The organism is Acinetobacter sp. YH12205, from assembly GCF_013418125.1.
Taxonomy (GTDB): domain Bacteria; phylum Pseudomonadota; class Gammaproteobacteria; order Pseudomonadales; family Moraxellaceae; genus Acinetobacter; species Acinetobacter towneri.
In genome coordinates this window covers 49,660-76,533 of sequence record NZ_VPCQ01000004.1, presented here as the reverse complement: position 1 = coordinate 76,533, position 26,874 = coordinate 49,660, and the positions used below count along the sequence as shown (strand labels likewise).

Annotated in this window: 25 protein-coding genes; 5 read left to right on the top strand and 20 right to left on the bottom strand. The window is 42.6% G+C overall.

Going from position 1 to position 26,874, the window contains the following annotated elements; all coding sequences use genetic code 11:
• Positions 1–3 precede the first annotated feature (3 nt).
• The 4 genes from FTU92_RS06470 to bfr all read right to left on the bottom strand — a co-directional run bounded on the left by FTU92_RS06470 (position 4) and on the right by bfr (position 3,925).
• Positions 4–1,161, bottom strand: coding sequence for an 8-amino-7-oxononanoate synthase (locus FTU92_RS06470; protein ID WP_180095939.1), 1,158 nt, complete (start codon positions 1,159–1,161; stop codon positions 4–6).
• Entirely contained in the window at positions 1,158–2,441 is a 1,284-nt protein-coding gene (gene bioA, locus FTU92_RS06465; protein ID WP_179990564.1) for an adenosylmethionine--8-amino-7-oxononanoate transaminase, read from the bottom strand. The genes FTU92_RS06470 and bioA overlap by 4 nt, the downstream gene beginning before the upstream one ends.
• Positions 2,442–2,540: 99 nt before the next feature.
• Complete coding sequence (locus FTU92_RS06460) at positions 2,541–3,272, bottom strand: alpha/beta fold hydrolase (RefSeq protein WP_096902085.1); 732 nt, start codon at positions 3,270–3,272, stop codon at positions 2,541–2,543.
• A gap of 188 nt (positions 3,273–3,460) precedes the next feature.
• Positions 3,461–3,925 carry a bacterioferritin gene (gene bfr / locus FTU92_RS06455; protein ID WP_004972356.1) on the bottom strand — a complete coding sequence of 155 codons (465 nt, stop codon included), beginning with the start codon at positions 3,923–3,925 and terminating at the stop codon, positions 3,461–3,463.
• A gap of 324 nt (positions 3,926–4,249) precedes the next feature.
• Between bfr and FTU92_RS06450 the strand changes: the two genes are divergently transcribed.
• Positions 4,250–5,311, top strand: a complete 1,062-nt coding sequence (locus FTU92_RS06450; protein ID WP_180095937.1) for an aldehyde reductase — start codon at positions 4,250–4,252, stop codon at positions 5,309–5,311.
• A gap of 86 nt (positions 5,312–5,397) precedes the next feature.
• Here the strand turns inward: FTU92_RS06450 and ligA are convergent, their stop codons facing one another.
• The 5 genes from ligA to FTU92_RS06425 form a co-directional block, all read right to left on the bottom strand.
• Positions 5,398–7,434 carry an NAD-dependent DNA ligase LigA gene (gene ligA, locus FTU92_RS06445; RefSeq protein ID WP_180095935.1) on the bottom strand — a complete coding sequence of 679 codons (2,037 nt, stop codon included), beginning with the start codon at positions 7,432–7,434 and terminating at the stop codon, positions 5,398–5,400.
• Positions 7,435–7,618: 184 nt separating this feature from the next.
• On the bottom strand, positions 7,619–8,668 hold the full coding sequence (locus FTU92_RS06440) for a cell division protein ZipA C-terminal FtsZ-binding domain-containing protein (RefSeq protein ID WP_179988528.1): 1,050 nt from the start codon (positions 8,666–8,668) through the stop codon (positions 7,619–7,621).
• 1 nt (position 8,669) lies between these two features.
• Complete coding sequence (gene smc / locus FTU92_RS06435; protein WP_180095932.1) at positions 8,670–12,134, bottom strand: chromosome segregation protein SMC; 3,465 nt, start codon at positions 12,132–12,134, stop codon at positions 8,670–8,672.
• A gap of 10 nt (positions 12,135–12,144) precedes the next feature.
• Entirely contained in the window at positions 12,145–12,840 is a 696-nt protein-coding gene (locus FTU92_RS06430) for a GntR family transcriptional regulator (RefSeq protein WP_180061016.1), read from the bottom strand.
• A 219-nt stretch (positions 12,841–13,059) separates the two neighbouring features.
• Positions 13,060–13,869: a sulfite exporter TauE/SafE family protein gene (locus FTU92_RS06425; RefSeq protein ID WP_004972366.1), complete on the bottom strand. Its 810-nt coding sequence runs from the start codon at positions 13,867–13,869 to the stop codon at positions 13,060–13,062.
• Positions 13,870–13,897: 28 nt separating this feature from the next.
• Between FTU92_RS06425 and FTU92_RS06420 the strand changes: the two genes are divergently transcribed.
• Positions 13,898–14,665: a biotin--[acetyl-CoA-carboxylase] ligase gene (locus FTU92_RS06420; protein ID WP_004972369.1), complete on the top strand. Its 768-nt coding sequence runs from the start codon at positions 13,898–13,900 to the stop codon at positions 14,663–14,665.
• Positions 14,662–15,402 carry a type III pantothenate kinase gene (locus tag FTU92_RS06415; RefSeq protein WP_004972372.1) on the top strand — a complete coding sequence of 247 codons (741 nt, stop codon included), beginning with the start codon at positions 14,662–14,664 and terminating at the stop codon, positions 15,400–15,402. Before FTU92_RS06420 ends, FTU92_RS06415 begins: the two co-directional genes overlap by 4 nt.
• Before the next feature lie 136 nt (positions 15,403–15,538).
• Here FTU92_RS06415 and ffh read toward each other — a convergent pair whose 3' ends face one another.
• Positions 15,539–16,948, bottom strand: a complete 1,410-nt coding sequence (gene ffh / locus FTU92_RS06410; protein WP_096902093.1) for a signal recognition particle protein — start codon at positions 16,946–16,948, stop codon at positions 15,539–15,541.
• A 139-nt stretch (positions 16,949–17,087) separates the two neighbouring features.
• On the opposite strand from ffh, the gene FTU92_RS06405 reads away from it, so the two are divergent.
• Both FTU92_RS06405 and FTU92_RS06400 read left to right on the top strand, forming a co-directional pair.
• Positions 17,088–17,897, top strand: a complete 810-nt coding sequence (locus FTU92_RS06405; protein WP_004972376.1) for an inner membrane protein YpjD — start codon at positions 17,088–17,090, stop codon at positions 17,895–17,897.
• A 316-nt stretch (positions 17,898–18,213) separates the two neighbouring features.
• A complete protein-coding gene (locus FTU92_RS06400) occupies positions 18,214–19,149 on the top strand; it encodes a tRNA-dihydrouridine synthase (protein ID WP_179989204.1) in 936 nt (311 codons plus the stop codon).
• A 121-nt stretch (positions 19,150–19,270) separates the two neighbouring features.
• Here FTU92_RS06400 and FTU92_RS06395 read toward each other — a convergent pair whose 3' ends face one another.
• The 10 genes from FTU92_RS06395 to FTU92_RS06350 form a co-directional block, all read right to left on the bottom strand.
• Complete coding sequence (locus FTU92_RS06395) at positions 19,271–20,338, bottom strand: DUF1176 domain-containing protein (protein ID WP_180095930.1); 1,068 nt, start codon at positions 20,336–20,338, stop codon at positions 19,271–19,273.
• Between the two features lie 146 nt (positions 20,339–20,484).
• Positions 20,485–20,826 carry a YegP family protein gene (locus FTU92_RS06390; RefSeq protein WP_004972386.1) on the bottom strand — a complete coding sequence of 114 codons (342 nt, stop codon included), beginning with the start codon at positions 20,824–20,826 and terminating at the stop codon, positions 20,485–20,487.
• Positions 20,827–21,066: 240 nt separating this feature from the next.
• Positions 21,067–21,408 carry a zinc ribbon domain-containing protein YjdM gene (locus FTU92_RS06385; protein WP_004972388.1) on the bottom strand — a complete coding sequence of 114 codons (342 nt, stop codon included), beginning with the start codon at positions 21,406–21,408 and terminating at the stop codon, positions 21,067–21,069.
• A 93-nt stretch (positions 21,409–21,501) separates the two neighbouring features.
• Complete coding sequence (locus FTU92_RS06380; RefSeq protein WP_004972391.1) at positions 21,502–21,867, bottom strand: DUF488 domain-containing protein; 366 nt, start codon at positions 21,865–21,867, stop codon at positions 21,502–21,504.
• 115 nt (positions 21,868–21,982) lie between these two features.
• Positions 21,983–22,360 (bottom strand): ribonuclease E inhibitor RraB, encoded by a 378-nt coding sequence (locus FTU92_RS06375; RefSeq protein ID WP_004972392.1) that lies wholly within the window; start codon positions 22,358–22,360, stop codon positions 21,983–21,985.
• A 185-nt stretch (positions 22,361–22,545) separates the two neighbouring features.
• Positions 22,546–23,478, bottom strand: coding sequence for a DUF5660 family protein (locus tag FTU92_RS06370; protein WP_180072173.1), 933 nt, complete (start codon positions 23,476–23,478; stop codon positions 22,546–22,548).
• 279 nt (positions 23,479–23,757) lie between these two features.
• Entirely contained in the window at positions 23,758–24,423 is a 666-nt protein-coding gene (locus tag FTU92_RS06365) for an RluA family pseudouridine synthase (RefSeq protein WP_004972397.1), read from the bottom strand.
• Between the two features lie 151 nt (positions 24,424–24,574).
• The gene (locus FTU92_RS06360; RefSeq protein WP_004972399.1) at positions 24,575–25,288 is read right to left on the bottom strand and encodes an SIMPL domain-containing protein; all 714 of its coding nucleotides are present in this window, start codon (positions 25,286–25,288) and stop codon (positions 24,575–24,577) included.
• 101 nt (positions 25,289–25,389) lie between these two features.
• Complete coding sequence (locus tag FTU92_RS06355; RefSeq protein ID WP_004972400.1) at positions 25,390–25,641, bottom strand: DUF6868 family protein; 252 nt, start codon at positions 25,639–25,641, stop codon at positions 25,390–25,392.
• Between the two features lie 565 nt (positions 25,642–26,206).
• Complete coding sequence (locus FTU92_RS06350) at positions 26,207–26,779, bottom strand: DUF4126 domain-containing protein (protein ID WP_180095927.1); 573 nt, start codon at positions 26,777–26,779, stop codon at positions 26,207–26,209.
• Positions 26,780–26,874: the final 95 nt, after the last annotated feature.

Genomic DNA, 26,874 nt, shown 5'->3' with positions numbered 1-26,874 from the left:
CACTCAAAGCAAATCCAGTAACTGTGTTAAATCTGCCGTTTCAAATTGCGTATTTAAACAAATCCGCAGTCTTGAACTGCCTTGCGGCACAGTCGGTGGACGTACAGGCATCACATAAAAACCTGCAGTCTGTAACTGTCGGGCTTTGCTTACAGTTGTAGTAGAGTCGCCAATAATCACAGGTACAATTTGCGAAGTTGATGGGCAAGCAAAACCTTTGGCCTGAATCCCCTGCTGTATAGATTGGCTCAAGGCCGCCAAATGCTGACGCTGTGCCTGCATGTGCACAATCTGATTCAGCATAAACTGCGTCCACGCCATACAAATAGGTGGCTGTGCGGTACTAAAAATTAGCGGGCGCATCCGATTAATTAGGAAATCACGGATAATCGGATCACAGATCAAATATCCCCCAACTGAAGCAACGGCTTTGCCAAACGTCCCAACCAGAAAATCAATGGCATCAATCACGCCATATTGTTCGGCACAACCTAAACCTTGCTGCCCACGTACGCCAATCGCATGTGCTTCATCGACATATAACATGACTTTGGCAAAATGCTGTTTCAGCGCGACCAATGCGGCTAAATCAGTTTCATCACCATCCATACTAAAAATGGATTCAGTCACCACAATAATGCGTTCATAATTGTCATCAGCATGATATTGCATCAGCAATTGCTGCAAATGTGCCAAATCATTATGCCGATAACGCAAATATTTGGCAGATGACAAACGAATGCCGTCAATCATGCTGGCATGTACCAGTTTATCGGCCAAAATTAGGGTTTTCGCATCTGCCAATGCAGGTAAAATACCAATATTCATGTGATAGCCGCTATTAAACAGCAAGGCAGCTCGCCCATGAAATAATTGCGTTAATGTGGCTTCAAGCTGTTCATAGGCAGGGAAATTTCCAGTCAGTAAACGTGATGAAGATGCACTCATTAAACGCTGTGCATTCGGTGTTTCATCAAAAAACTGTTCACGTAAGCGCAAATCAGAGGCTAAACCCAAATAATCATTGGAAGATAAATTCAGCATCTGCTGTTGCTGAATTTCAATTGTTTTACCTTGCTGCTGATTGCTGCGAAATTGACGAAAATTGCCCTGTTGGCGAAGCTGATCAAGCTGTTCTGCATAGTGATCGAGTAAACTCATGCGCTCGCTCCTTGCATACCTGTCACCACCTCAGCCAATTGCTGCAATAAAGTATTTAGTTCTGCTGCTGTAATCACATACGGCGGCATCACATAGACCAATTTACCAAAAGGACGTACCCAAATACCACGTTGCACAAATTCTTGTTGCAGGCTTTGCATATCGACAGCATGTTTAAGTTCTACCACACCAATTGCACCTAAAACTCGCACATCCTGCACCCATGCCAAATTAGCCAATGGTGTTAAATGCTGTTCAAGTTGCTGTTGTATACGTTGAATATTGGCTTGCCAGTCTTGTTCTAATAATAATTGGGTACTTTTTACTGCAACCGCGCAGGCCAGTGGATTTGCCATAAAGGTCGGGCCATGCATAAACACACCTGCCTCACCTTGCGAAATCGTTTCTGCAACATGCTTCGTGGTCAATGTGGCAGACAAGGTCATATAACCGCCTGTCAGCCCTTTGCCGATACACATAATATCGGGTTCGACCTGTGCATGTTCCCATGCAAACAACTTGCCTGTACGCCCAAAACCTGTGGCAATTTCATCAAAAATTAACAACACATCATATTGTTCACAGAGCAATTTGGCTTGACGCAAATATTCAGGATGATAAAAGCGCATGCCGCCTGCACCTTGCACAATCGGCTCAATAATCATGGCAGCAACCTGCTGATGATGCTCTGCCAAACTTTGCGCCAATTCTGCAATATCAGCAGGATTCCATTCTTGATCAAAGGCTGTTTTCGGTGCAGATACAAAATAACGACGCGCCAAACTTGAGCCAAAAACCTGATGCATCCCTGTGACAGGATCACAGACCGACATGGCATTCCATGTATCGCCATGATAGCCAGAACGGGTGGTAATAAAATTGGTTTTCTCGGTTTTGCCTTGTGCTGTCCAGTATTGCACCGCCATTTTCAGCGCCACTTCAACGGCAACTGAACCTGAATCTGCATAAAAAATTTTATCTAAACTCGGTGGGGTAATTTCGAGCAGCAAACGCCCTAACTCAATGGCAGGACGATGGGTCAATCCACCAAACATGATATGCGCCATACTGTCGAGTTGCTCGGTCACAGCACGGTTCAGTTTAGGATGGTTATAGCCATGAATCGCGCACCACCACGATGACATGCCGTCAATCAACTGGCGACCATCTTCAAGTTCAATGGTGCTGCCAAATGCCCGCTTAACCTTAAAGGTTGTTAAGGGCTGAGTCATAGAGGTGTAAGGATGCCAAAGATGTTCACGATCAAAAGCCAAATCCATCTGTTCTGTCATCCCACCATCATCCTTGATCTTGTAAAAAACTTGATGTGCTAAATCTTAAACCTGTCTACAGATAAAATAAATTGCGAGATTTGTCACTTATGGACCTGTTGGCGGGTTTTTCTGTAAATATTGGCAGATTTTGCTAGTCAACTCATCGGCATGGAACAATGGCAGCCCATGCGAGCCTTGCAAAACATCTACGCTTAAAAACTTTGCAGCTAAATTTTGCAGTTTAGCTGCAACTTTGCAATCAACTAAAACATCCTGCTCGGCAAAAAGATGATACTGCAGACCTGTATAATTTTTAAGCTTAGTCACCAAGTTTAAGTTTTCCAATAAATCCAAACCGTGTTGAAGCAAAGATTGCGGCTGTGGCTGAACCAAACTTTGTAATTGTAATAGGTCGGTTTTACTACTAGTGACACCCTGACACACCATAAAACCAAAACGCTTTAGGGTCAGAATTGGGTCTTGTGCAAAAGATTGTTTAAACTGGGCAAACGTGGCTTGTGGCATAGCGGTATCCCAATCGGCTTGTGCAACAAAACACGGATTGGATGCAATGGTAATTAAGGTTTTATATCCTGCATATTGGCTGGCAATCGCATCGACCAGTAGCGTTGCCAATTGCCCACCCAGTGACCAGCCCATAATTACATCAAACTGACGTGCAAATTCAACCTGTTGCTGCATGACTTGAGCATCAGTAGCGTTAAAAATATTGATGAGCTCAACCCGAAAACCTTGTGCAGTTAAGGCTTGCTGTAACGGATTTAAGAGTGCAGTACCACCGCCCCAGCCTGTAATCAATAAAATCTGTTGTTGCACGTGGCTTGCTCTCAAGTTAGAAAATTACCTCAGTATAATACTGAATCGGCTCAATCGACATCTGCAAAGCACCAAGATACATCCTTAAAAAAACCAATTGATATAAAAAAGCCAATCTATAAAAACCGATCTATAAAAAAACCCGACTTATCATAAATCGGGTTTTGGTCTATTTTGCTTTGATCAGATTACATTTGCGATTGAATGTAGTTTTGTAAACCAATCAATTCAATTAAACGTAATTGTTTTTCCAACCAGTACGTATGATCTTCTTCTGTGTCGGTCATTTGCTGACGCAACATATCACGGCTGACATAATCGCCTTTTTCTTCACACAATTTTACGCCTTGCGCCAATTTTTCACGTACTTCGTATTCCAGTTTTAAATCGGCTTTTAAGCAAGACACCACATCTTCACCCACGTCGATGTCATCGCGCTGCATATTTGGAGTGCCTTCAAGGAACAATACACGACGAATTAAAGCATCGGCATGCTGCGCTTCTTCCTGCATTTCATGGTCAATGCGCTCAAAAATTTTGCTTAAACCCCAATCTTCATACATACGCGAATGAATCAGGTATTGATCGCGAGCAGCCAGTTCGCCACCAATCAACATATTTAAATAGTCTACGACTTCTGGATTGCCACGCATTTGCTGTACTCCCTTTCTTAATCCAGTCATTATGGACACATTCAGGCAAAATTGCAAAAGTTAATTATTGTAAACCCATGATTTTTATAAAATTAAAATGAGAAACATACGCATTTGCAATATAACTTAAAAATTCCCATATATAAAACAACTGCTTGGCAAAACTTAGCTTTAAAAATGACAATACAATGATTTTGCATCATTTTGTAAATATTGAAAGAAACCATACTTTGACGCTCAAGTATCGTAAAAAACGCCTAAAAAGCGGATTTTAAAACCCAGCTGCTTTATGATAGTAACGAGTTCCATCACTTTCTTAAAATAATGACAAATCTAAATACATCTGCACCCATTTTAGTCACAGGCGCAACAGGCTATATTGCCAGTTGGGTCATTAAAAACCTGCTTGAACAAGGACATACCGTACACGCGACGGTGCGTGATCTGAATAAAACCCACAGTTTTCAACATCTGACTGATATCGCGGCAAAAAGCACAGGCAACTTACAATTATTCCAAGCCAACTTACTTGAAGAAGGTGCTTTTGATGCCGCCATGCAAGGTTGTGAAATCGTGCTGCACATGGCCTCGCCTTTTGTGGTCACCAATTATAAAGATGCAGTTAAAGACATTATTGAACCTGCCGTCATAGGCACCGAAAATGTATTAAACAGCGTTAATCGTACTGCATCGGTAAAGCGTGTAGTGGTGACTTCAAGTATTGCTGCAACCTATGGCGATGCGATTGATATTTTAAATACGGCCAATAATCGCTTTGATGAAAGTCACTGGAATACCAGCAGCAGCCCTGAGCATCAGCCTTATCCTTATTCAAAAGTGGCAGCTGAACGCAAAGCTTGGGAAATGGCAAAGGCACAAAACCGCTGGGATTTGGTCTGTATCAACCCTGCTTTGGTGCTTGGCCCATCGTTGACCAAAAACACCCAATCGGGCAGCGTGGAAGTGTTATTGCAGTTTGCCAACGGTATGACCTTGGCAGGTGTCCCTGCTATGTGGAATGGCATTGTCGATGTGCGTGATGTTGCCGATGCTCACATTCAGGCCGCATTCAACCCTGCTGCTGAAGGTCGCTATATTATTAGCGGTGGCACACTCAGCTTATTGGAAATGGGCAAAATTTTAGTGCAGCACTTTGGACGTAAATACCCTTTCCCACGCAATCAGTTACCTAAATTTGCCTTTAAAGCCTTTGGCCCTCTACTTGGTTTTTCCCGTAAATTTGTGGAACTGAATATGGGCTACCCAATTTATTTTAATGCGGAAAAAAGTCAGCGTGAATTGGGTATGCACTACCGCAATATTGAAACCAGTCTAGTCGAACATTTTCAGCAACTCATTGATGATGGCATTGTGAAGAAACGTTAAACCTTCGACTTCTCTCAGTAAAAACCAAGGCACTTCATCGTTGAAGTGCCTTTGTACCTATTAGTGGATAAAATGTAGGATGATGCTTATTCAAGCACACCATATTCCTGCATCAGCTGAATAAACTCAGCTTCATTCATGACCTGCACACCCAACTTCTCGGCTTTTTCCAGCTTTGAGCCAGCTTTCTCACCCGCCACGACACATTTGGTTTTACCCGAAACACTACCACTCACCCGTGCACCCAAAGCCTGCAACAACTGAGTCGCTTCATCGCGTCCCATTTGGCTCAACGTCCCTGTAATCACCCAACTTTCACCATTCAAAGGCTGACGTGTCGGTGCAATCGGAGCATCCCAATGAATGCCTGCAGCTAATAAACGATCCAACACTTCTAAATTATGCGGCGCTTGGAAAAAGTCCAAAATCCATTCTGCCGTAATATCTCCCACATCTGGAGTTTTCTTTAACGCTTCTAAATCAGCTTCACGCAAAGCCTCTAAAGTCTGAAAAGTATTGGCAAGCATCCGCGCGGTGGTTTCGCCCACACCACGAATTCCCAAGGCATAAATAAACGCAGCCAAAGTAGTTTTTTTGCTGTTTTCAATCGAGTCAATCAAGTTTTGAACCGACTTCTCACCCATTTTTTCAATGCCGAGCAAAGTGTCGCGGTGTTCGTGTAAATGATAAATATCAGCCACATTTTGTAGCAAGTTCAGATGCAGTAATGACTCCACCCAACGATCACCCAAACCTTCAATATCCATGGCTTTACGTGACACAAAATGACGAATCGCTTCAATACGCTGTGCCGCACAATACAAACCGCCTGAACAACGCGCCAAAGCCTCACCTTCAGGCATCACCACAGGCGAATCACACACAGGGCATTTTTCAGGTAAATGCACTTCTTGCGCATCGGCAAGGCGAAATTCAGGCCAGACTTTTTCAACTTTGGGAATCACATCACCACTACGGTAAACACTGACCGTATCGCCTAAACGCACATCCAAACGGTGAATTTCACCAATATTATGCAAAGTAACATTGGATACCGTCACACCACCTACCGCAACGGGGTTTAAACGTGCCACAGGCGTCAACGTACCTGTGCGCCCCACTTGCCAATCAATATTTTCAATGGTGGTTAAAGCGGCAACTGCAGGGAATTTATAGGCAGTCGCCCAGCGCGGCTCACGACTTAAAAAGCCCAATTGCTGTTGCTGTTTCAAGTCATTGACCTTGACCACCATGCCATCAATTTCAACGCTTAAATTCGGACGCTCAAGGTTAATTTGCTCATAGGCCGCCTGAACATCTTGAATGCTCTTGCAGACAAAATGACGTTCGCCAATTTCAAAACCAAACTGCCCCAACCATGCCAAACTGTCGGACATGGTGCTTTGTCCATGAGGCGGCACACATTGCGCAATGCCATAAGCATAGAATGCTAAAGGACGTGAAGCCGCAATATTCGGGTCTAACTGACGCAAACTGCCTGCTGCTGCATTGCGTGGATTGGCAAAGGTTTTTTCACCTTTGGCTGTATTGGCCGCATTGAGTTTTTCAAAACCAAGTTTTGGCATCAACACTTCACCACGCACTTCCAAAAATTCAGGAATAGCCGTTTCTGTCGCACTCAAAACTTTCGGTAAATTGCGGATAGTTTTGACGTTGTGGGTAATGTCTTCCCCTGTTTCCCCATCACCACGGGTCACACCACGCACTAAAACACCATGTTCATACCAAAGTGAAATCGCCAAACCATCAAATTTGAGTTCGACATCGTATTCAATATTTTGGTTGGGCAAACGCTCTTCGACACGTCTTGCAAAGGCAAATAATTCTTCCTGATTAAACACATTGCCTAAAGACAACATTGGCACAGCATGTGTAACCGTGGTGAACTTTGCCAAAGGTGTGCCACCGACTTTATTGGTCGGTGTATCGGGTTGAACTAAATCTGGATACTGTTGTTCCAACGCTTTTAGTTGATGGAAAAGCTGATCATATTCACTGTCTGCAATTGTCGGTTGATCCATCACATAATAGGCATGATTGTGCTTGGCAAGCAGTTGAATCAATTGACGCATTTGCGCCACGACGGTTAAATCTACAGACATATTTTCCACCATAAAAAAGGGCGGTCTTGTTCCGCCCTTCAATTTTTTCTATGTAGCGCATGCTACAGCTTGTATTGCTGCGCACATTATAAAAATGCGGCTGCAAAGTTGCAATTTATCCTACTGCACTCAGTTCATTTGCCAAACACTTGACGTAGCTTATACCCAGTACGAGATCGCAATTCTAGACATGACTTGCCTGACCAGCACGATAATCTATCGCCTGATGACGCCAGTGTTCACGTAATTGTGGAGTAAACTCTAAATGGTTTTGGTCATAGACCGTTCCATCAATTTCACGTGCAATCAGTCCTGAAATGCTGACCATGGTATCAAAGGCATTTTGCACATCGCTGTGCGGCAAAGCGAGGAAGAACGCTAAACCTTTAACTTGTTCGCTCGATAAAGTTTCTAAATCAAAACCATCTGCGCCTTCATCATTAATTTGTAAAACTGAAAATAATAATTTAGTGCCATCTTCGTTATAGCGATGGAAACATGACATTTCACCGAAACGTAAACCATATTTCATCAAGACTTTTAAGGCTTTATCACCCGAAAGTATGCGACGTTCAGGGAAGACATTCAGCGCGATAAAAGATTCAGCGGTTGCCAAGGCACTTTCTTCATCCATGATTTTTTGTTCATGCAAATGCGAATCTAAAATGCTGCTTTCTTCATTAAATTCTGAAATTTCGGCAGTTTCAATGTGTTGATTCAGACTGTATTCAGTCGAAGCTTTGTTTTGCTCGACAGTCTGCGCATTCGGTTCAGTTTCTACAATCACTTGCTGAATTTCATCCGATAATGAATATTCTGAAGTTGTCGCTGTCGGGCTTGGCGTGTCTTGTGCAACTTCAGACTTCGATATCGTTGTGGATGGATCAAGCTCAGAATTTTCTGTATTTGCCTGCAAACTCGGTTCAACTTTGTCAGTTTCTGTGCTTGAAGAAGCCACGACATCATCCGTTAAAGCCTGTGGTTCAGACTTGGCAGGCGCATCTTGCGTAACTTCATCTACCGTTAAAGTCGGCTCCACACGCGGTGGCGTAGCGTCGCTTTGCAATTGGTCACGTACATGGCGTGGAATAATCGGTTTTTGGCTTTCTGCATTAAATTGCAGTTCCGAATCTAAGGATGGCGCTGAATCTACAGGTTTTTTTAGAATCATTTTCAAACCAAACGCCATGATCACAATAGCGATGACAATTCCAACGATTGTGGTGATTTCCATATTATGCCTCCGCGACTAGGCCGTATTCTGCGGCTTCTTCTAAATTTACGGTTACTAATTTTGAGGTTCCCGGTTCAGGCATGGTAACACCTAAGAGGTCGGTTGCCATCGTCATAGCAAGTTTATTATGTGTAATGTAAATGAATTGCACTTGTTCAGAAAGTTCTTTTACTAAATTACAAAAGCGCCCCACGTTAGCATCATCTAACGGTGCATCAACTTCATCGAGTACGCAAAATGGCGCTGGGTTTAAACGGAAGATTGCAAAAACCAAAGCCAAAGCTGTCAGTGCTTTTTCACCCCCTGAAAGTAAGACCAAAGAACTGTTGCGCTTACCCGGTGGACGCGCCATCAATTTCACCCCAGATTGCCAGTCATCTTCCAAGCTCAGACTCGCTTCACCGCCATTAAAGACTTTAGGAAACAGCTCTTGCAATTCGGTATTCACCTGATCAAAAGTGTTCATAAACAGTTTACGAGTTTCCTGATCAATACTTTTCATTGCCGCCTGCAACTGAGAAACAGTATTTTCCAAGTCTTCAATTTGATGGCTTAATTCTGCAAAACGGGCAGATACTTCTTCATATTCTTCCGAAGCCGCCAAATTGACCGCACCCAATTTATCAAACTGTTGCTGTGCTTTCGCCAGTTTTTGTTGATGCGCAGTGACATCAATCTGTAAACCTGTGATGATCTCGCTGTTTAAATCTTTTAACTGTTCAGAATAATGCTGATAGTCCGACTTTGCCGATTGCCATGCCAAGCGCTTTTCTTCGAGTTTGGCACGTAATTGTTCATCTTGCTGCTGTTGCTGCTGCCGTTGCTCGGTCAGTTGCTGCTGTTTGGACTGCACACTGTTCAATTCCACTTGCCATTCCTGCCAAGTTTTTTGCAGCTTTTCAGTCTGCTGCTGCTGCTCTGAAAACTGAGTTTCCAAGTCAGGCAAGTCCAACTGAACAGGATCGACAAACTTTTTGGCTTGTTCCATTTGCGCCACAATTTGTTGATATTGTGCTTTTAAGAAAGTGGCATCTTTTTCTAACAGTTCAATTTGCTGCTGAGTTTGTACCGCTTGACGACGTAACAGATCCACTTCTTGTTGCTGCTGCTGAAACTGTTGCTGTGAACTATCCAGCTGCTCATTCAGCTGCTCGACCTGAAATTGCAAGATTTTATACTGCGGTAAGGCTTGCTCAAGTTTAAAAGCCAAAGCATGCAAATCAATTTCCAGATCATCTTTTTGCATGGCATCTTCTTCAAGCTGCTCATCTAATTGTGCCAATTGATGCTGTAATTGCTGTTGCTGTACTGCAAAAGCCTGTGCCGCACTTTCGGCTTTCGCCATTTGCACATCTAGCGTTTGCAAGGCTTGTTGTTGCTGTTTGAGCTGTTGCTGTTGTTGCTGCAATTGCTGCTGCAACTGTTTTACCTGTTGCTGCAATTCAGGCAGTTGCTGTTCTGCTTGCTCATATTGTGGCAGTTGCAACGCCAACGCCTGTTCAATTTCATCCAAGCGAATCCGATGGCTTAATGCCCCTTGCCCTGCCTGTGCCGCTTCATCATAAAACAGCCCGATTACCCAGTCTGCTCCCACATGATAACCATCTAAACTAAGGATAGACTGCCCTGCTTGTAATTGCACTTGCAATGCCAAAGCCTGCGATAAACTTTCTGTAATTGCGACACTTTGCCACAAGCTACTTTGCGGTGAAGCAATCCAGTCACTGAGCGACTCACACCCCGAAAGCTGTATTTTTGATGTTTTTGAATCTACAGCCAAATGAATTTTTAGCTGACGTGCGCGGCTGTCCTGAAATTCAATATCTGCTTCTACCACCTGCGCAGATAACCATTTAGCCAAGAACTTTTCAATTAAATTGGCATGTGGTTTCGCCACATCTGCAAGTTGTAATACTTGCATCAACTGCACCACATCGGTTTGGGCTTTTGGACTTTGCTTAATGAGCAATTGATTGAGGTTTTTCTGTTCTGACTGCAAAATCTGAATCTCAGATTTTAAGGTCGCACACTGTGCTTTGTGCTCATTATAGTTGGTCTGCAACGTGGCGAGTTGCTGAGTGCTGTCTTGAATATTCTGTTCTAGTGTTAGCATTTCAGCCTGCAAGCGGGTCTTTTCGTCTTGCAGTTGTTGCATTCCCTCTTGCTGATCTTGCGGCTGAATTTGTGCAAACTGCTGTGTCAGGGTTTGTTTTTGCTGTTCAATACGGCTGATATTTTTGGCTAACTGCTCACTTTGCGCCTGCATGTGCACATGCTTTTGTTGTTGCTGTTCTACTTGCGCTTTGACTTGGGCATATTGTGCAGCTTGGGTTTGTTGCTGTGCTTTTAAATCCTGAAATTGCTGGCTCTGCTGCTGCGCCAAATGATCTTGCTGCTGTAGATTTGCCTGTTGGTTTTCTTGCTGATCGACCAAACTCTCTAGCTGCAATTCAATCAACTGCAAACGCTCTTTGGTTTGTGCTTTTTGCTGTTCAAGCTGCGATAAAGTCGCGGTATTTTGCTGAAACAAACTTTGTTTTTGTTCCAAAGTCATTTTCAGTTCAGCCAGTTTCTTTTCTGCCTGTTGCCATTCTTGCTGTAGCGGTGTCGATTGCTGAATCAAACGCTGAAACAACTCACTGGTCGCAGTTAAGTCATATTCCAAAGTGGTCAGCTCAGAGCGCACCAATTTAAAACTTTCCCCTAACTCATTCATACTCAGGGTATATTCTTGCTGTAAACGTGCACTTTGTTCACACTGAAAAGACAACACTTCGACTTTAATGGTGCGAATTTCGCTCTCAAGCGCTTTGTATTGAATTGCTGTTTCTGACTGACGTTTTAAGGTTTTTAATTGCGATTTTAGTTCTGAAGCAATATCTTCCAAACGCGCCAAGTTCTGCGTGGTGTGATCCAAATGCAGCATGGTTTCACGACGACGCGCCTGATAACGTGACACGCCTGCCGCTTCTTCAATAAACACCCGCATTTCTTCAGGTTTAGCATCAACCAAACGATTAATCATGCCCTGTTCAATAATTGCATAAGAACGCGGGCCTAAACCTGTACCCAGAAAAATATCGGTGATGTCACGACGACGACACTTGGTTCCATTTAAAAAATATTCAGACTTACCATCACGGTTGACCTGCCGACGTACCGACAGTTCATTATAGGCGTTATAAGCACCGCCCAATTTGCCATAGGTATTGTCAAAACGCAGTTCAACACTGGCTACACCTACAGGTTTGCGTTTGGCAGTTCCTGTGAAAATTACATCCTGCATACTGCCGCCACGCAACTGGCGCGCACTAGATTCGCCCATCACCCAGCGAATGGCGTCAATCACATTGGATTTACCACAACCATTCGGCCCCACCACAGCGGTACGGTTGGCTTTAAAATGTAAGGTCGTACTGTCGGCAAAAGATTTGAAGCCAGAAAGTTTTAAACTGCTTAAACGCATAATGTCCCAATTAACGGCGTGAACGTCTTGCCCATGCAAGCTCGATCTGTTTCATACGGGTCAGAGATTCCAACACCAAGTTGCGCAAGTGTCGGCAAAAATCTTCCATAAATAAAGTGGCTTGTTGTGATTTTCTGCTTAAAATTGCATCACTCACCAGTTTAAATAATTCAAAAGATTCTTGTAACTCCCGACGCGAAGTATTTAAGGTCAAAAAGTAACTGCGTCTTAACGATGGCAATAACTCTTGATAGAACTTCATTAAATATAAATTTCCCACCATATCAGGCTGCCGTGCCAGATATTGAAAAATTAAATCATAAAACTTTTCAGTATTGCCCAAGCGACATTGCTCTGCCAGTTGCAGCAAAAGTTGTTGTAAGGCTTCGGCTTCATGCATTCGCCACGTGTCCGCAATACGCTGCACAATATAACCCAATAACAAACTGCTGCTGTCAAACAAAGCTCGGACTTGCTGTGCCGACATTTCTGTCACCATTGCCCCACGACGTGGAAAAATTTCAATCAGATGAGTACGTTGCAATAACAACAGCGCTTCACGTACCGAACCACGACTCACGTCCAGTTCTTTGGCGATGCGCAATTCCTGAATACGCTCACCTTCAACCAAATCACCGCTAATAATCTGTTCTGCGATGTGTCGGGCAATTTGTTCCGATAAACTTTCTGATTCTTGTTGTTGCATACTGTTCCTATCTTGTTTTTATAAGATGCAGTGATGAAAATTCGGAGCTACTCTCATTTAAGACATCTCAGGATCATCCTTCGACTGCAAGCATAGCTCCGATACAAGCATCTTTCTTTTTACTGCGAAACAGATCACAACGCCATGACATTGTCCGACAATTTCATGGCGCTAGAGCCAATTTTACATGGCTTAAAACAAAGAAAATAGCGACTCAACTTAGAAAAATACTCGCATACCCTGATATACAAAATAACAGCCAACGGTGGTCAGCAAGCAGGCAAAACATTTTTTCAACATCGCTGGCGATAACAAATGTGCCACTTTCGCACCAACTTTGGCAGTAATAAAGCTCATCACACTAATGCCTATAAATGCATAAATGTGGATATAACCAATGGTATTGGGTACTGCAACTTCGGCTTGCTTACCAAACCACATAAAGCCTAATGCGCCCGCCACCGCAATTGGCAAACCACAAGCGGCTGAGGTTGCTACCGCTTTTTGCATGACCACGCCGTAACGGTTTAAGTACGGCACTGTTAAACTGCCACCGCCAATCCCAAAAATTGCAGAGGCAATGCCAATCCCACCGCCCGCCATGACTTGCTTTGCAGTTGAAGGCAAATGATGTGAAGGATCAACCGCAATATTTGCGCCTCTAAACATCTTAAAAGCCACCCACAGTGCAAAACCGCCAATTAATAATTGTAAGCCTTGCCCCGAAAGGAAATCGGCAATACCTGCACCAACAAATGCACCCACAATTAAACCAGGCGCAAGATTACGAAATACAGGCCACATCACCGCACCTTTTTTATGGTGTGCCGTAACTGAGCTGATCGAAGTTACAATAATGGTTGCCAATGATGTCCCCACCGCCATGTGCATTAACACCGATGGGTCATAATTGAGTTGAGTGAACACAATATATAAAATTGGCACAATAATTAAGCCGCCGCCCACGCCAAACAGCCCTGCTGCAAATCCAGCAATTGCACCAATCAATAAATATATGATTAACTCCATAAATATATTCCACTATTTGTAAATTCGTATGGATGTAGAAACCCGACAACTGCAACAACAACTCACAGAAGCAGGACAGCTTCCAGAAGTACTCATCCTGAAGCCGATTACCACTTCCACCAATGATGATGTACGGGAAATTGCACAAAAAGGTGTGCAGAGTGTCTTGGTATGCAGTACCAGACAAACGCATGGTCGAGGACAACGTCAACGGCAATGGGTATCACCCGAAGGGAACATCTATTTAAGCACATTGCTAAATTTACGAACACCTGTAAATGGGCGTTTGGCTTTAGAAATTGCGTTAAATATCTTGCAAATGCCGAGTCTACAGGCGCTGAATCTACAAGTAAAATGGCCAAATGACTTATACAGCCCGCAAGGCAAATGGGGCGGCATCTTAATTGAGCCAATTTCTGCACAGCAAGTCATTGTTGGGGTTGGGCTTAATCTTGCACCTGTCAGCTCAGCAGTTATTGATCAAAAAACCACATCTTTAACCGAACTGGGTTTGGTATCTATTGATCGTGTGCGCCTGATCGCAGAGCTTTATCTTGCCATTCAACAAGCCTGCGACTGGTTTAATCACGATTGCTATAATTTGGCATCTCGCTTCAATCATCATGCCGCATTTATGCAACAACAAGTTGAATTTGAACATTTTAAAGGTACTTGTCAGGGTACTTTTTTAGGCATTCAGGATGATGGCGCAGTGCAAATTGAAACGGCACAAGGGCTTGAAGTTTTTTATCAGGGACGTTTACGCCCTATCGATCATGCCGAGTCATCTTCATGAAAAATTTATGGCTAGATATTGGTAACACCCGCCTGAAATATTGGGTCACAGAACAAGACCGCATCATCGAACATGAAGCAGAATTGCATTTGCAATCTCCTGCCGATTTGTTGCTGGGTTTGATTCAACACTTTAAAAGTCTGAATGTGCATAAAGTAGGCGTGTCATCGGTACAAGATCAGAAGAATAATCAACGCATTCACTTGATTTTAAAAACCCTGAATGTGCCTGTGATTTATGCCAAAGTGCATGCAGATTATGCAGGTTTGCATTGTGAATATGATATTCAACAACTGGGGATAGATCGCTGGCTGCAAGTGCTTGCCGTGGCAAATGACCCACAAGAAAATTATTGTGTCATTAGTTGTGGTACGGCGCTGACTATTGATTTGGCGGATGGACTGACGCATTTAGGCGGCTATATTTTACCGAACTTATATTTGCAACGTGATGCACTGATTCAAAACACCAAAGGCATTAAAATTCCCGATGCTGCATTTGATGAACTCACCCCAGGACGCAGCACCATTGATGCTGTTCATCATGGTATTTTACTCGGCTTGCTCAGCACCATTGAGCATGTAATTCGACAGTCACCACGTAAACTGATTTTAACGGGTGGCGATGCACCGCTGTTTGCCAAATTCTTGCAGCAATATCAACCGCAAGTCGAGCAAGATTTATTGCTCAAAGGTTTGCAGCGTTATATTCAATATGCAACCCATGAAGTGCACTAAAAACCAAACATTGCTCCATCTACGCTGATAAATCTTTCGGTGTAGCTGTCATCTACGAATAAAGAACAACAAAAAAGCAGGCGCATTTTTATGCGCCTGCTTTTTTAACACTTTGATTCTAAGATGTTTTTAACAATTATTTCTTGGTTGGGTCGTTGCCACCAAACAATGGCCCCATACCGCCGCCACTGAATTGCTTTTGTAAACCGCCCAGTGAACGCATCATTTTTGCCATGCCCGATGGATTGGCAAATTTTTTCATCATTTTTGCCATTTGTGCATGTTGCTTGATCAACTTATTCACTTCTGACACATCCATACCACAACCCGCAGCAATACGTTTTTTACGGCTTGGATTCATCAGGTCTGGGTTACGACGCTCTTTGATGGTCATCGACTGGATAATCGCTTCCATCTTTTTCACTTGCTTTTCAGGATTGGCTTGCGCAATTGCATCTTGAATACCTGAGTTGCTCATGCCAGGCAACTTGTCTAAGAAGCCCATCATGCCGCCCATTTTATTCATTTGTTCAAACTGCATCAGCATATCTTCAAAGTTGAAGCTGCCGCCTTTTTGCAGTTTTTTCGCCATTTTTTCGGCTTTTTCTTTGTCGATTTTACGTTCAACTTCTTCGACCAAAGACAGCACGTCACCCATGCCCAAAATACGTTGTGCAACACGTTCTGGGTGGAATGGCTCTAGGGCATCGAGTTTTTCACCCATCCCCAAGAATTTAATTGGTTTACCCGTAATCGCACGAACTGAAAGTGCTGCACCACCGCGCGCATCACCATCAGTTTTAGTAAGGATTACACCTGTTAATGGCAAGGCATCATTAAAGGCTTTGGCTGTATTTGCCGCATCCTGACCCGTCATGGCATCAACCACGAACAAGGTTTCAGTCGGTTTAATCGCTGAATGTAATGCCTTGATTTCATCCATCATGTCATCATCGACGTGCAAACGACCTGCAGTATCGACAATTAACACATCAGCAAACTGAATTTTTGCCTGTTCGATGGCACGGTTGGCAATATCGACAGGGTTTTCATTGGCATTTGAGTCAAAGAAAATTGCGCCAACTTCGCCTGCAACCGTTTGTAGCTGTTTAATTGCCGCAGGACGGTAAACGTCGGCAGACACCATCGCCACTTTTTTCTTTTGACGTTCTTGTAAGAAACGTGCCAATTTTGCTGCAGTGGTGGTTTTACCCGCACCCTGCAAACCTGCCAATAACACCACAACCGGTGGCTTGGCAGCAAGGTCAAGGCTTTCATTGGCCTCGCCCATCATTTTTGTGAGTTCGTCATAGACAATTTTGACGAACGCCTGACCAGGGGATAACTGAGTCATCACTTCCTGACCCAATGCCTCTTCCTTAACTTTCGCGATGAATTCACGAGTTACAGGTAACGCCACATCGGCTTCAAGAAGTGCCATACGTACTTCACGTAACGTATCTTTAATATTGTCTTCGGTTAGCTGCCCTGAGCCAGTAACATTTCTTAAACTCTGCGTGAGTCGTTCTGTTAAGGTATCAAACATTGCAAATTCCGCTTAAAATAGCCATTAGCAAAAAAATGTTTCTTTAAAATAGAAAATTTATGCACAAGATGCTATAGGATACTGTAGTTCGCATCGAATTTATATAAATGAATATTCATCATCCTGAAAAAGGTTTGACATGATCAGTCTCCCCTTGGTTTATACGATTTTAGCATTAATCGCTTATACCAGTTCTTTTTGGTATTTATTTTCACATTTAATGTCTAAACGTGCGCCAAATCACTGGTTTATTCGTTCTCTGCTCAGTTTGGGCTTATTGCTGCATGCTGCCGTGTTGTATAACGATATGTGGACGCCGATGGGTGTCAACTACAACGTGTTTAACCTAATGTCATTTACTGCGGGTTTAATGTTGTTATTGAGCTTGCTGTTCAGCAGTTACCGACCTGTAATTGCGCTAAATTTGATTGGTATTCCTGTAGCAGCAGTGGGTTTAATTGCAGGTTTTTCATTCAGCCAACATAATTTATTTATTAACCAAAACTCGATTGGTTTAGATATTCATATTATTTTATCGCTGTCTGCTTATGCCGTATTGTTGATGGCGACCATTCATGCCGTGCTCATGTGGTTTCAAAACCGCGAACTGAAAAACAAACAAAAACGTCGGGTTTGGGTAAATTTGCTGCCGTCTTTGCAAGATATGGAATCTTTGCTGTTTGATATGTTGATTGCAGGTTTTGCCTTACTCACAGTCGCACTAGGTTTTGGTTTCTTTACGGTAGAACATTTCTTTGCACAGCATTTAGCACATAAAACTGCCTTTAGTATTATTTCTTGGTTTGTCTATGGGTCGTTGTTACTTGGGCGTTATAAGTTTGGCTGGCGTGGACAAAAAGCGATTCGCTTTACCATTATTGGCTTCTTTTTATTGGCGCTCGGTTTTATTGGTTCTAAATTTGTGTTGGAAATGATTTTGAGTAAGTAAGGTGTTTTTATTTTGCTCATTCAAAGTGTAGGATGATCAATTATTTAATAGCATAGTCGAGGGGGAATGGGCTGTTTAAATTAAGCCAATCATTTAAATGATTTCTAACGATGTAAGAACTCAATTAAAAGATCTAGTCTAGGATGCACATCAACTGCATGGACTAGATAAAACTTGAGATACAGATCACTGTGTCAAATAAAACAGCTTAAATACCAGAACCTTAGCTACAACCACTTCAATTCAAAACCCTTTTCCTAGACAACCCACAGAAAAAAACGTATAACTCCACTTTTGTTTGAACTGGCAGCATTTTGTGAAACTGATTCTTGCACCCATGGAAGGCTTAACCGACCCCATCATGCGTGATGTACTCACGTCTGTCGGCAGTTTTGACTGGTGCGTGACAGAGTTTATTCGGGTCACAGACAGCATTCTGCCAGACCATATCTACCACACTTATTGCCCTGAACTACTTACCAACGGCAAAACTGCTGCAGGTACGCCTGTGCATGTTCAGTTTTTGGGGAATAATCCTGAAATGTTAGCCGCCAATGCAGCCAAAGTTGCGGCTATGGGCGTACCTGCAATTGATATGAACTTTGGCTGTCCTGCCAAAACAGTCAATCGGCATCGTGGCGGTTCAGTTTTACTCGATGAACCCGAAGTGGTGTATGAACTGGTTAAAGCGGTGCGCGATGCCGTTCCTGCTCATATTCCAGTTTCCGCCAAAATGCGTCTAGGCTATATGGATCGGAACTTCATGCTAGAAAATGCGCATGCCATTGAAGATGCAGGCGCAGCATGGGTTACAGTGCATGCACGTACCAAAGCCGATGGCTATACCCCTCCTGCATTTTGGGATCAGCTACGCCCTATTCGTGAAGCATTGAAGATTAATGTCATTGCCAATGGTGAAATTTGGAACAATGCCGATGCCAAACAATGCCAGTTAGAATCGGGCTGTGAAGATTTGATGATTGGCCGCGGTGCAGTCACCACTCCAGATTTGACCCAATGTATTCGTCAAAATTCAGACCTGCCTTTGCTGAGTTGGCAAGATTTGCTGCAACTGCAAATTCGCTTTATTCACGGCCCTGCCAAAACTGAAATTGGCATGCTAGGACGTTATAAACAATGGCTCGGTATGATGTCGAAACATTACCCCGAAGCCAAAGCTTTATGGGATGAAATCAAGCGTCTGAAAAAGTTGGATGAAATCATTGAAAAATTAGTCGCACACGCGACTTAAACAGTGCATCCAGCGAGCTCCAGATTTATCTAAAAAATTTCAGCTTTTATTAGGGTCTGCTCAGTTTTAGCCTACAGCACAAGCCATTTATGAAATGTCAACAGACCCTAGTGAATGTCATTTATTCAACCTTGCTGACAAAGCTTGGCATTTCCCATGCACTGCCTGCAAAACCTTTGCATTGTCCTGCATCGAATTGATAGCTTTTGACAAACTGCTGACCATTCCACGCCCACTCAATTTGACTGAAACAATCGCCAATTCCACGCCCTTTTTGATAGGCAAAAATCTGTCCATTGCTAAATTCTGAAGCAGAATCAGTTACAAATTGCTGTATCTTTTGCAGTTTTTTATCCATAACCCAATAAGCCACACCCCAATTATAAGCCCCTCGCCAACAGCTTGCCTCAACCAACACGCTATCTTGATTTAAGGGATAAGTATGAATCTGCTGTTCTGCTTGTTCAGGTTCAAACAGCATATAACAATCTTCACGATCTACAGTTTTTTGTAAAATTGGATATAACTTTTCTGCACTGGCCGCGGTAAGCACCTGTGCTTTGGCGGTTCGGTGTTGAGGCTGCATGAGAATGTTAATTTTAGGCATCGCTTGCGCTTTTAAGACCTGCGTGGATGCTTGATTGCCTTTTGCCAATATTGCGGAGTCTGTACCCACACGTTTTTGAAATTCATCCATTTTTAGCAACACTGCACTCATGCCTGCATCAGACAATTTCCAGCGTTGTTGACCATGTTTTAACTCGATCACGACATGCTGACGCGCCTGCGCCAACAGCTTTTGCACACTGGCAGCAGATAAATTGGCGATACTTTCATGAAAGTTTAATTGTTGCAAAGTGCGTCCATTTAAAAATAAAGTCGCTTGAGCAATATCTTCTTGAATTTGCAATTGCCCTTGTACAGCACTCTTTGCACCTGCTTGACGGGTCAATAACATACTGATCGGTTGTTCAAAATCATCATCGCTTTGGTAGCCTGCGGCACGGCAGGTTCCTGTATTATCACAGGCCAACTCCCAATCTTGATGCTGAAAATACAGTCCTTGCAAAGCAGTCGACTGGCTTGAAGCAATCGTTTTTTCAGCAGTGATCGGTGCTGCAAAAATACCAACTCTACCGAATAAACCACTGATCGCCAGCAATATTTTTAGATTGCATCTGAAATTCATAATCTTCGCAACTCCTGAAATGGTCATCTATAATTCAACGGCTCAATCAAAGCTAAATTTAGCACCTTGCCTACTCAGCTCAATAAAAAAGCACGCCAGAGCATGCTTTTCTAATGCAATTGAACATCAAGATTTAATGTAAAAAATTACGATTCCTGTGTTAAATCCTTGACCGTGGTGCTTGCGCCATTGGTTTTCACTGACTCAATTCCTTTGTCACGTGATTGTTCAGAAGTATAGAGCTGACTCGTACCAATAATCTGATGGTTGGCAGCTTTTAAATTAAAATACGGCTTATCATTCTTAGATGTCAGTCGATCATAACGCCCATCATCCTGACTGTTCTTTTGTACCGAAGCGATGCCATTTTTTGCCGATGCTTTCGCCTTATACTGTTCACTGGTTAAGATAATTTCGCCATTCCCAGCTTTAAGTACAAAGCGGTACTGACCATTGCTTGCTTGTGAAATCTCAAACCATCCTGACATACTTGCCCCCAGTTTTCTTATGAGTGGTGAAGTGTGTTGTTGAATGATGCTAGGCTTTAAACTGCCTAAAAATTATTCTTTTCACTTAAAATATAAAGGACTTAGGCACAAGAAAACAGTATTAATTTTGTACACTCTTAAAGTTATTGTTGCTCAATTTGAATACTAAAATACTTTTATAAACTCCATAAAAAAGCGCAGGCAACTCAAGTCGCCTGCGCTGTTGAAATCTGCTTAAACTTAAGCTTTTTTCACATATTCAGATTTTAATTTCATAGCCCCCATGCCATCAATCTTACAATCAATGTCATGACCATCTGCTGCATCTGGAATTAAGCGAATATTTTTCACTTTCGTTCCCACTTTTACAGCAGCCGAAGAACCTTTAATCTTCAGGTCTTTAATCACAGTCACCGTGTCGCCATCTGCCAACACGTTGCCGTTTGCATCTTTAATCACAGCAGCAGTTTCTTCTAGCTGTTCCCCTTCTTTCCACTCATGTGAGCATTCAGGACAAATCAGTAGGTCGCCATCTTGGTAAGTGTATTCTGATTGGCATTTTGGGCAATTTGGCAAAGACATAAAAAACCTCAAAAACTATATTATAGCATTTTTTACTGAATTTTCATAAACTTAAAATCCTTATAAAGCACAAGGATAATCAAATAAAACTCTTTAATTGGACTGTGCTAAGCGTTGCAGCATCACGCGTTTTAATACCACTACATGATTGTGCTGCTCATCTTTAGCTGCTGTGACCAGAGTGATTTTTTGCTGCTGTGCCAGTTCACACAACGCCTGTAAAGCCTCTTCTTGCTCTGCTAATTCAGCTATATAACGCTGCTGAAACTCATCCCAATGTTGTTCAGGGTTTTGATGATACCATTTACGCAGCCCAGTCGAAGGCGTAATTTCTTTGGGCCATAAGTCAATACGAGCGCGTTCTTTACTCACACCACGCGGCCATAAGCGATCAACCAGCACCCGTGTTCCATCTGCCTGAGTCGCTTCAAGATAAGCGCGTTTCATTGCAATATCCATATTTGCACCTCTGCATCTTTTATGATGACGTCATCAGCGCCAAAGTTTTAGGCAGCAGATTATGTATCACAAATAAAAAAGCATGTGATCAACACATGCTTTTCAGATACCCGATTTAATCTTCGTAATCGTCTTCGTCTTCATCATCGTAGACGTAAGCCATACAGCCCCAGCCATCGTATTCACCGCCATGTTCTTCAGCAATTTTGCTGAACCATTGCTCTAAATCGACAATGTCTGAATACTCTGGTTCCATGTAAACATAAATGGTAATGATCCATTCAACTGCGTCAGATTCTTCATCTTGGAATAATGAAATTTTTTGTTCTTCGGCCAACAAATACAAAGCACATTTTTCAGCTTGTTCTTGTGTGGTAAAAGCGATGGAGTACTCAATCTCATGTGGCTCTGTCAGGTCATCCCCATCTTCATGCATTTGCCAAAGTACATTGCCATTATCATCATCAGGGAATTGTTCATAGTCACGTGTCATGCGAATATCCTTGTTATCTTTTTAGCCAATATATATCTGGCAAGTGACAAAATAGTGAATTCAACATAGCACAAATTTGCCCGAAGGACTCAATTTTTATCTCGTTTTACACTGACTTTAGTCTGAATTACCCAGAAGCTTGCTTTTACATGACACTACAATTGCTTTAAGCATTTGCAGCCAGTTTAATTTGTGGCATCTGACAAGATGCTTTCCTGTTTAAATGCCAACAGTAAAGCAGCAAACTTTAATTCTTCTTGTCGAAGTGTTAAGTAAGAGTCTAGAATTTTTGCGTGTCCAAATGCAGCCGCATAATGATTCAGCAAAGTAAAATCATCCTGCAAAGCTTGAAGCGATTCAGCCAGATTATGTTCAGTCAGCTGCGCCAAATATAAATCTGCTTTACTATTAAATGCTTGAGCCAGCAAAGTCACTGCCGCTAGACGGCGTTGCTCATCGACAAAAGCACAATGCGCAACTTCTTGATTTTTGACCGCATCTTGAATCTTGTGTCGTACTTGCTGCAGGTGTTGTGCTGCATCACTATAGCCATAACCTTCAATCAGATCATCCAATAGCTGCTGTGCAGGCAACTGAAAAGCAGGCGTATGATGTTCAATTTTATGATACAGCGCGGTCATAATCTGTTCGAGTTGCTGACGTTCTTCAACCAAGTTATAAAAAGCACCCAATTGATCTTGTGCTGTTTTAAGCGTTTTGGCTTTGGTTTTTTGCTCATGCTCGGCTAAAAAATCTCGAACTTTTTCAACTTGTTGCTTGCACTGCTCCCGCGTATTTTCCGCTTCGGATTTAATCATTTCTACAAACATTTCTACTTGTTGGCGACGTTCTAATACATATTGCTCAACGTCTAAAATATGTTGATAGTGCTGCAAGGTTTCTAAACGACCTTTTAAACTGCCTATTTCGATGCGTAGCACAGTCAGCTGATGCTCTAATTCATTACTTTCCAACTCATCAGACGCTAAATTGGAGCGAGTGCGGTCTAAATTGCTTTGTAAAGATTGAATGCTGGCAGACAACTCACGGCGGCGCTGAGATTGCCAAAAAATAATCACCACCAAAACAATAATGATTGCACCCAATATATACAGCATATAACTTCTCCCACCGCATTGGTCTGCCATATTTTAAAAAGTCATCTTCAGTTTTAAAGACGCTTTCTAACCCGCTTTGACAGCCCACCACACTCAAAAACACAAAATTTTAAAACAGCGAGTTATTCATTTCCTTCATTTATGCCAAGGCAAATGAATAACGACAGCTCTAAGGATACGTTAGCGAGTTAGCGGCACGAAGACTATCCCAATTTTTGAGTATTTTCACAAAAAAATTGAAAAATGTGCGCCTGTTAGAAAAATTGAATCCCAAAATCTCTAAAAAGGAAGCTGTGCTCGAATTGCAACAGGAACTTGGCTTAAAGGTTGCGTGAAAGCCAAATAACTGGCATGCAGCGCCATCCGACCTAAAGTGCTTTTTTTCGGTTCAGGATGATATAACTTATCGCCTGTAATGGGATGTCCAATATATTGCATGTGTACTCGTAACTGATGTGAGCGCCCTGTAAGCGGGGTGAGCAATACACGGGTAATATCTTCAACCGCACAATATTCCAAAGCCTGATACAGCGTTTGCGCAGGCTTGCCTAAATCGAAATGCACAATTTGGCGTGGACGGTTTTCCCAATCGGTAATTAAAGGCACATCGACACTGCCCTCACCTTCAAGTTTGCCTTGAATTAAAGCAATGTAGTTTTTTTCTACTGTTCGCGCCTGAAACATTTTACTCAATGCGACTTCTGCATCACGATGCTTGGCAAACATGAGAATACCTGAGGTCGCCATATCTAAACGATGGGCAATTTTTGCCTGAGGATAATCTGCGAGTACTCTTAAATATGCGCTGTCCTGATGTTCGGGCAAACGCCCAGGCACCGACAATAAACCTGCGGGCTTATCAATCACCAATAAATCGTCATCTTCATAGACAATCACTAAGGGTTCTTGTGGAGGTGCATAAATAAAGTTGTCGTTTAAAGCCATGAACATACAGCATGCAAAGCGGTGCGGGCAAAATATCAAGCACAGCCCAAACTGTCAATTCAGTCGGGCGATGTACTTTTTAGTGTAAAGATTTAGATTTTAAATTGGCTGAGTCTGCCAAGCTTAATCTGTCAAACTTAGTCTGCGAAACTTAGTCTGCTAAATAGTATTCCACCGTAGACACCACACGTACTTTTTTCAAATATGGCGTGTTGCTGTCACGGTCTTCAATACTAAATACGCCCTGATTGGCCGATTTAATTTTGCCTAAACGACTGTCAGAATCTGCAGCAAATTTTTCTGCAACACTGCGGGCATTTTGTGTGGCTTGCTCAATCATGGCAGGTTTAATGTCATTTAGTTGTGTATATAAATATTCGGTACGTTGCCCGTAATCTTCACCACCAAAGGCAATTCCATTTTTGCCTAAATCGACCAAACGGCTTTGTGCGCTGCGCACTTTATCAATATTTTTGGTATAGACCGTAATGGTTTGATGTGCGGTATAACGCAAAGCAACATTGCCATCGCCACCATATTGCTGGGCGTATTTATCGGTAATTACAGGAGCAGCAATGGTGATTTCTTCAGGACTAAAACCTTCATTTTTTAAAAAGTTTTGAATTTGGGAGGTTTGGCTTTGCATGGTGTCGTACAGCGCGGCCAAGTCTTGACTGGCAGTACTAAAACGAATTGGCCACACCGCCACATTGGCTTTTACTTCTCGTTCAGACAAACCTTTGACTGAAACCACACGCTCATATTGTTTAATTTTGAGTGCGCTATTGCCCAAAATCCAACCCGCGAGCACCATCCCCAAACAAATTAGACCGCCTAAAATCAGTGCAGGTTTAAATTGATTCATGTTTGCCAACTCCTCAAATTGCGGGCTTTTCGCCTCTATTTCGATGACCGTGTGTTTTTAATGTACTGTTTAAAGCGGTTGCTTGTTTATAGAGTTTTAAATTAAGGTCGCATCATATACAGCGCGATGAGTGGCGCGATATTCAATAGCAATACCCCAATTTTATAGACCGCCATGCCGCCATAATGAATGGCATCAAAACTTGCGTCTGACAATTTGAACCATCTACCATGTAACTGTCGCAGCCAGTCATGCGCAAAAATCACCACCACAAACCACAGCATTAAAATGGCATAGTTAATCAGTGCGCAGGTCAGTAATAAGCGACACCAAAAATCGTAATCAACACTCATATCACACCTAATTATGATGTAGATGATTATTGCAAATTAACAGATTTGAATGAAAAATTTGATGGGAGTTTTGTAGCTGAAAGATGGTTTAAAATTCATTTAAGTTTTTATTTTGTCTGGATTTTATTGTCTTGATCTTGTTTTGTTTTTTATATTTTTAACAATATTCTTTAGGGTGTTAGGGAAAACAACTGTGGTTTACTTCAACTATCATGCTGGATAAGCCATGATCTTATAGCCTATAAACTTCTGGTTTATAGCGTCCTAAGCCGAATCGAGACCTTTTGGGTAAGTACTACACGCACGTTGTACGCAACTGGTAGCAATCTACTCTTTTCGATCCCCATCACACCCTTGAGATATATAGTAGTGATTTGAGGATGGGATTGTTTCCCCGAAATGATTTTATTTTGATTAATTTTTAAAATTTTTATCACTTTTTAAGTTATATTTTAAAAAATTTTCCAAATAGACATTTTTTATGCACTTAAATCATCAAATAAAGCTTAAATATTGAATTTATTACCATGATTATTTTTAAATATTTTTAAACTGACCAAAAAATCTATGTGGAGGATTCAACAACTTTCTTGTTGCCTCGAATCCAGCGAATCGCCCAAATTAAGGTCAGCAGCACCACAAAAACCACCAATACAGGCACAATGAAAGACAACACTGAAAGTACGGCAGCCCCAATCCACTCTCCTGTTGAAATTACAGGATTAGCAACACCGCCTGTGGTTGCGGTTGATACGCCACGTGCCGCAACTGTACTCATTTGCACCACACCCGCTGTACCGCCACCGACAATAATGGCCGAAGCCCAACTGGCAAATTGCGACATTTCGCCACTGCTTACAGCCATTGTAGTGAGTGTACCTGCAATCATGGCGGCAGGCGTTGCAACAGTGTCGAGCAAATTATCGACCCACGGCACATAATACGCAGCAATTTCACTGATTGTTGCCACGGTCAAAGCTAGACAAACAGCAGGCATCGCCAACCATTCAAAACCTTTCAAGGGTTCAAACCAACCCATGAGTGCTGCGACACTCATGACCAGCAAAGGCACGAAAACCCGAAAACCACTGGCAGCACTTAGTCCAATGCCGACACATAAACCGAGTATTGTTTCCATGTTGTACCTCATTGCCTTGGGTTTTCTTTAGGTAAAATAGCAAAAAGCCCCATCGGGTGATAGGGCTTTAGATTAAAAACAGGATCAGCTGTTTT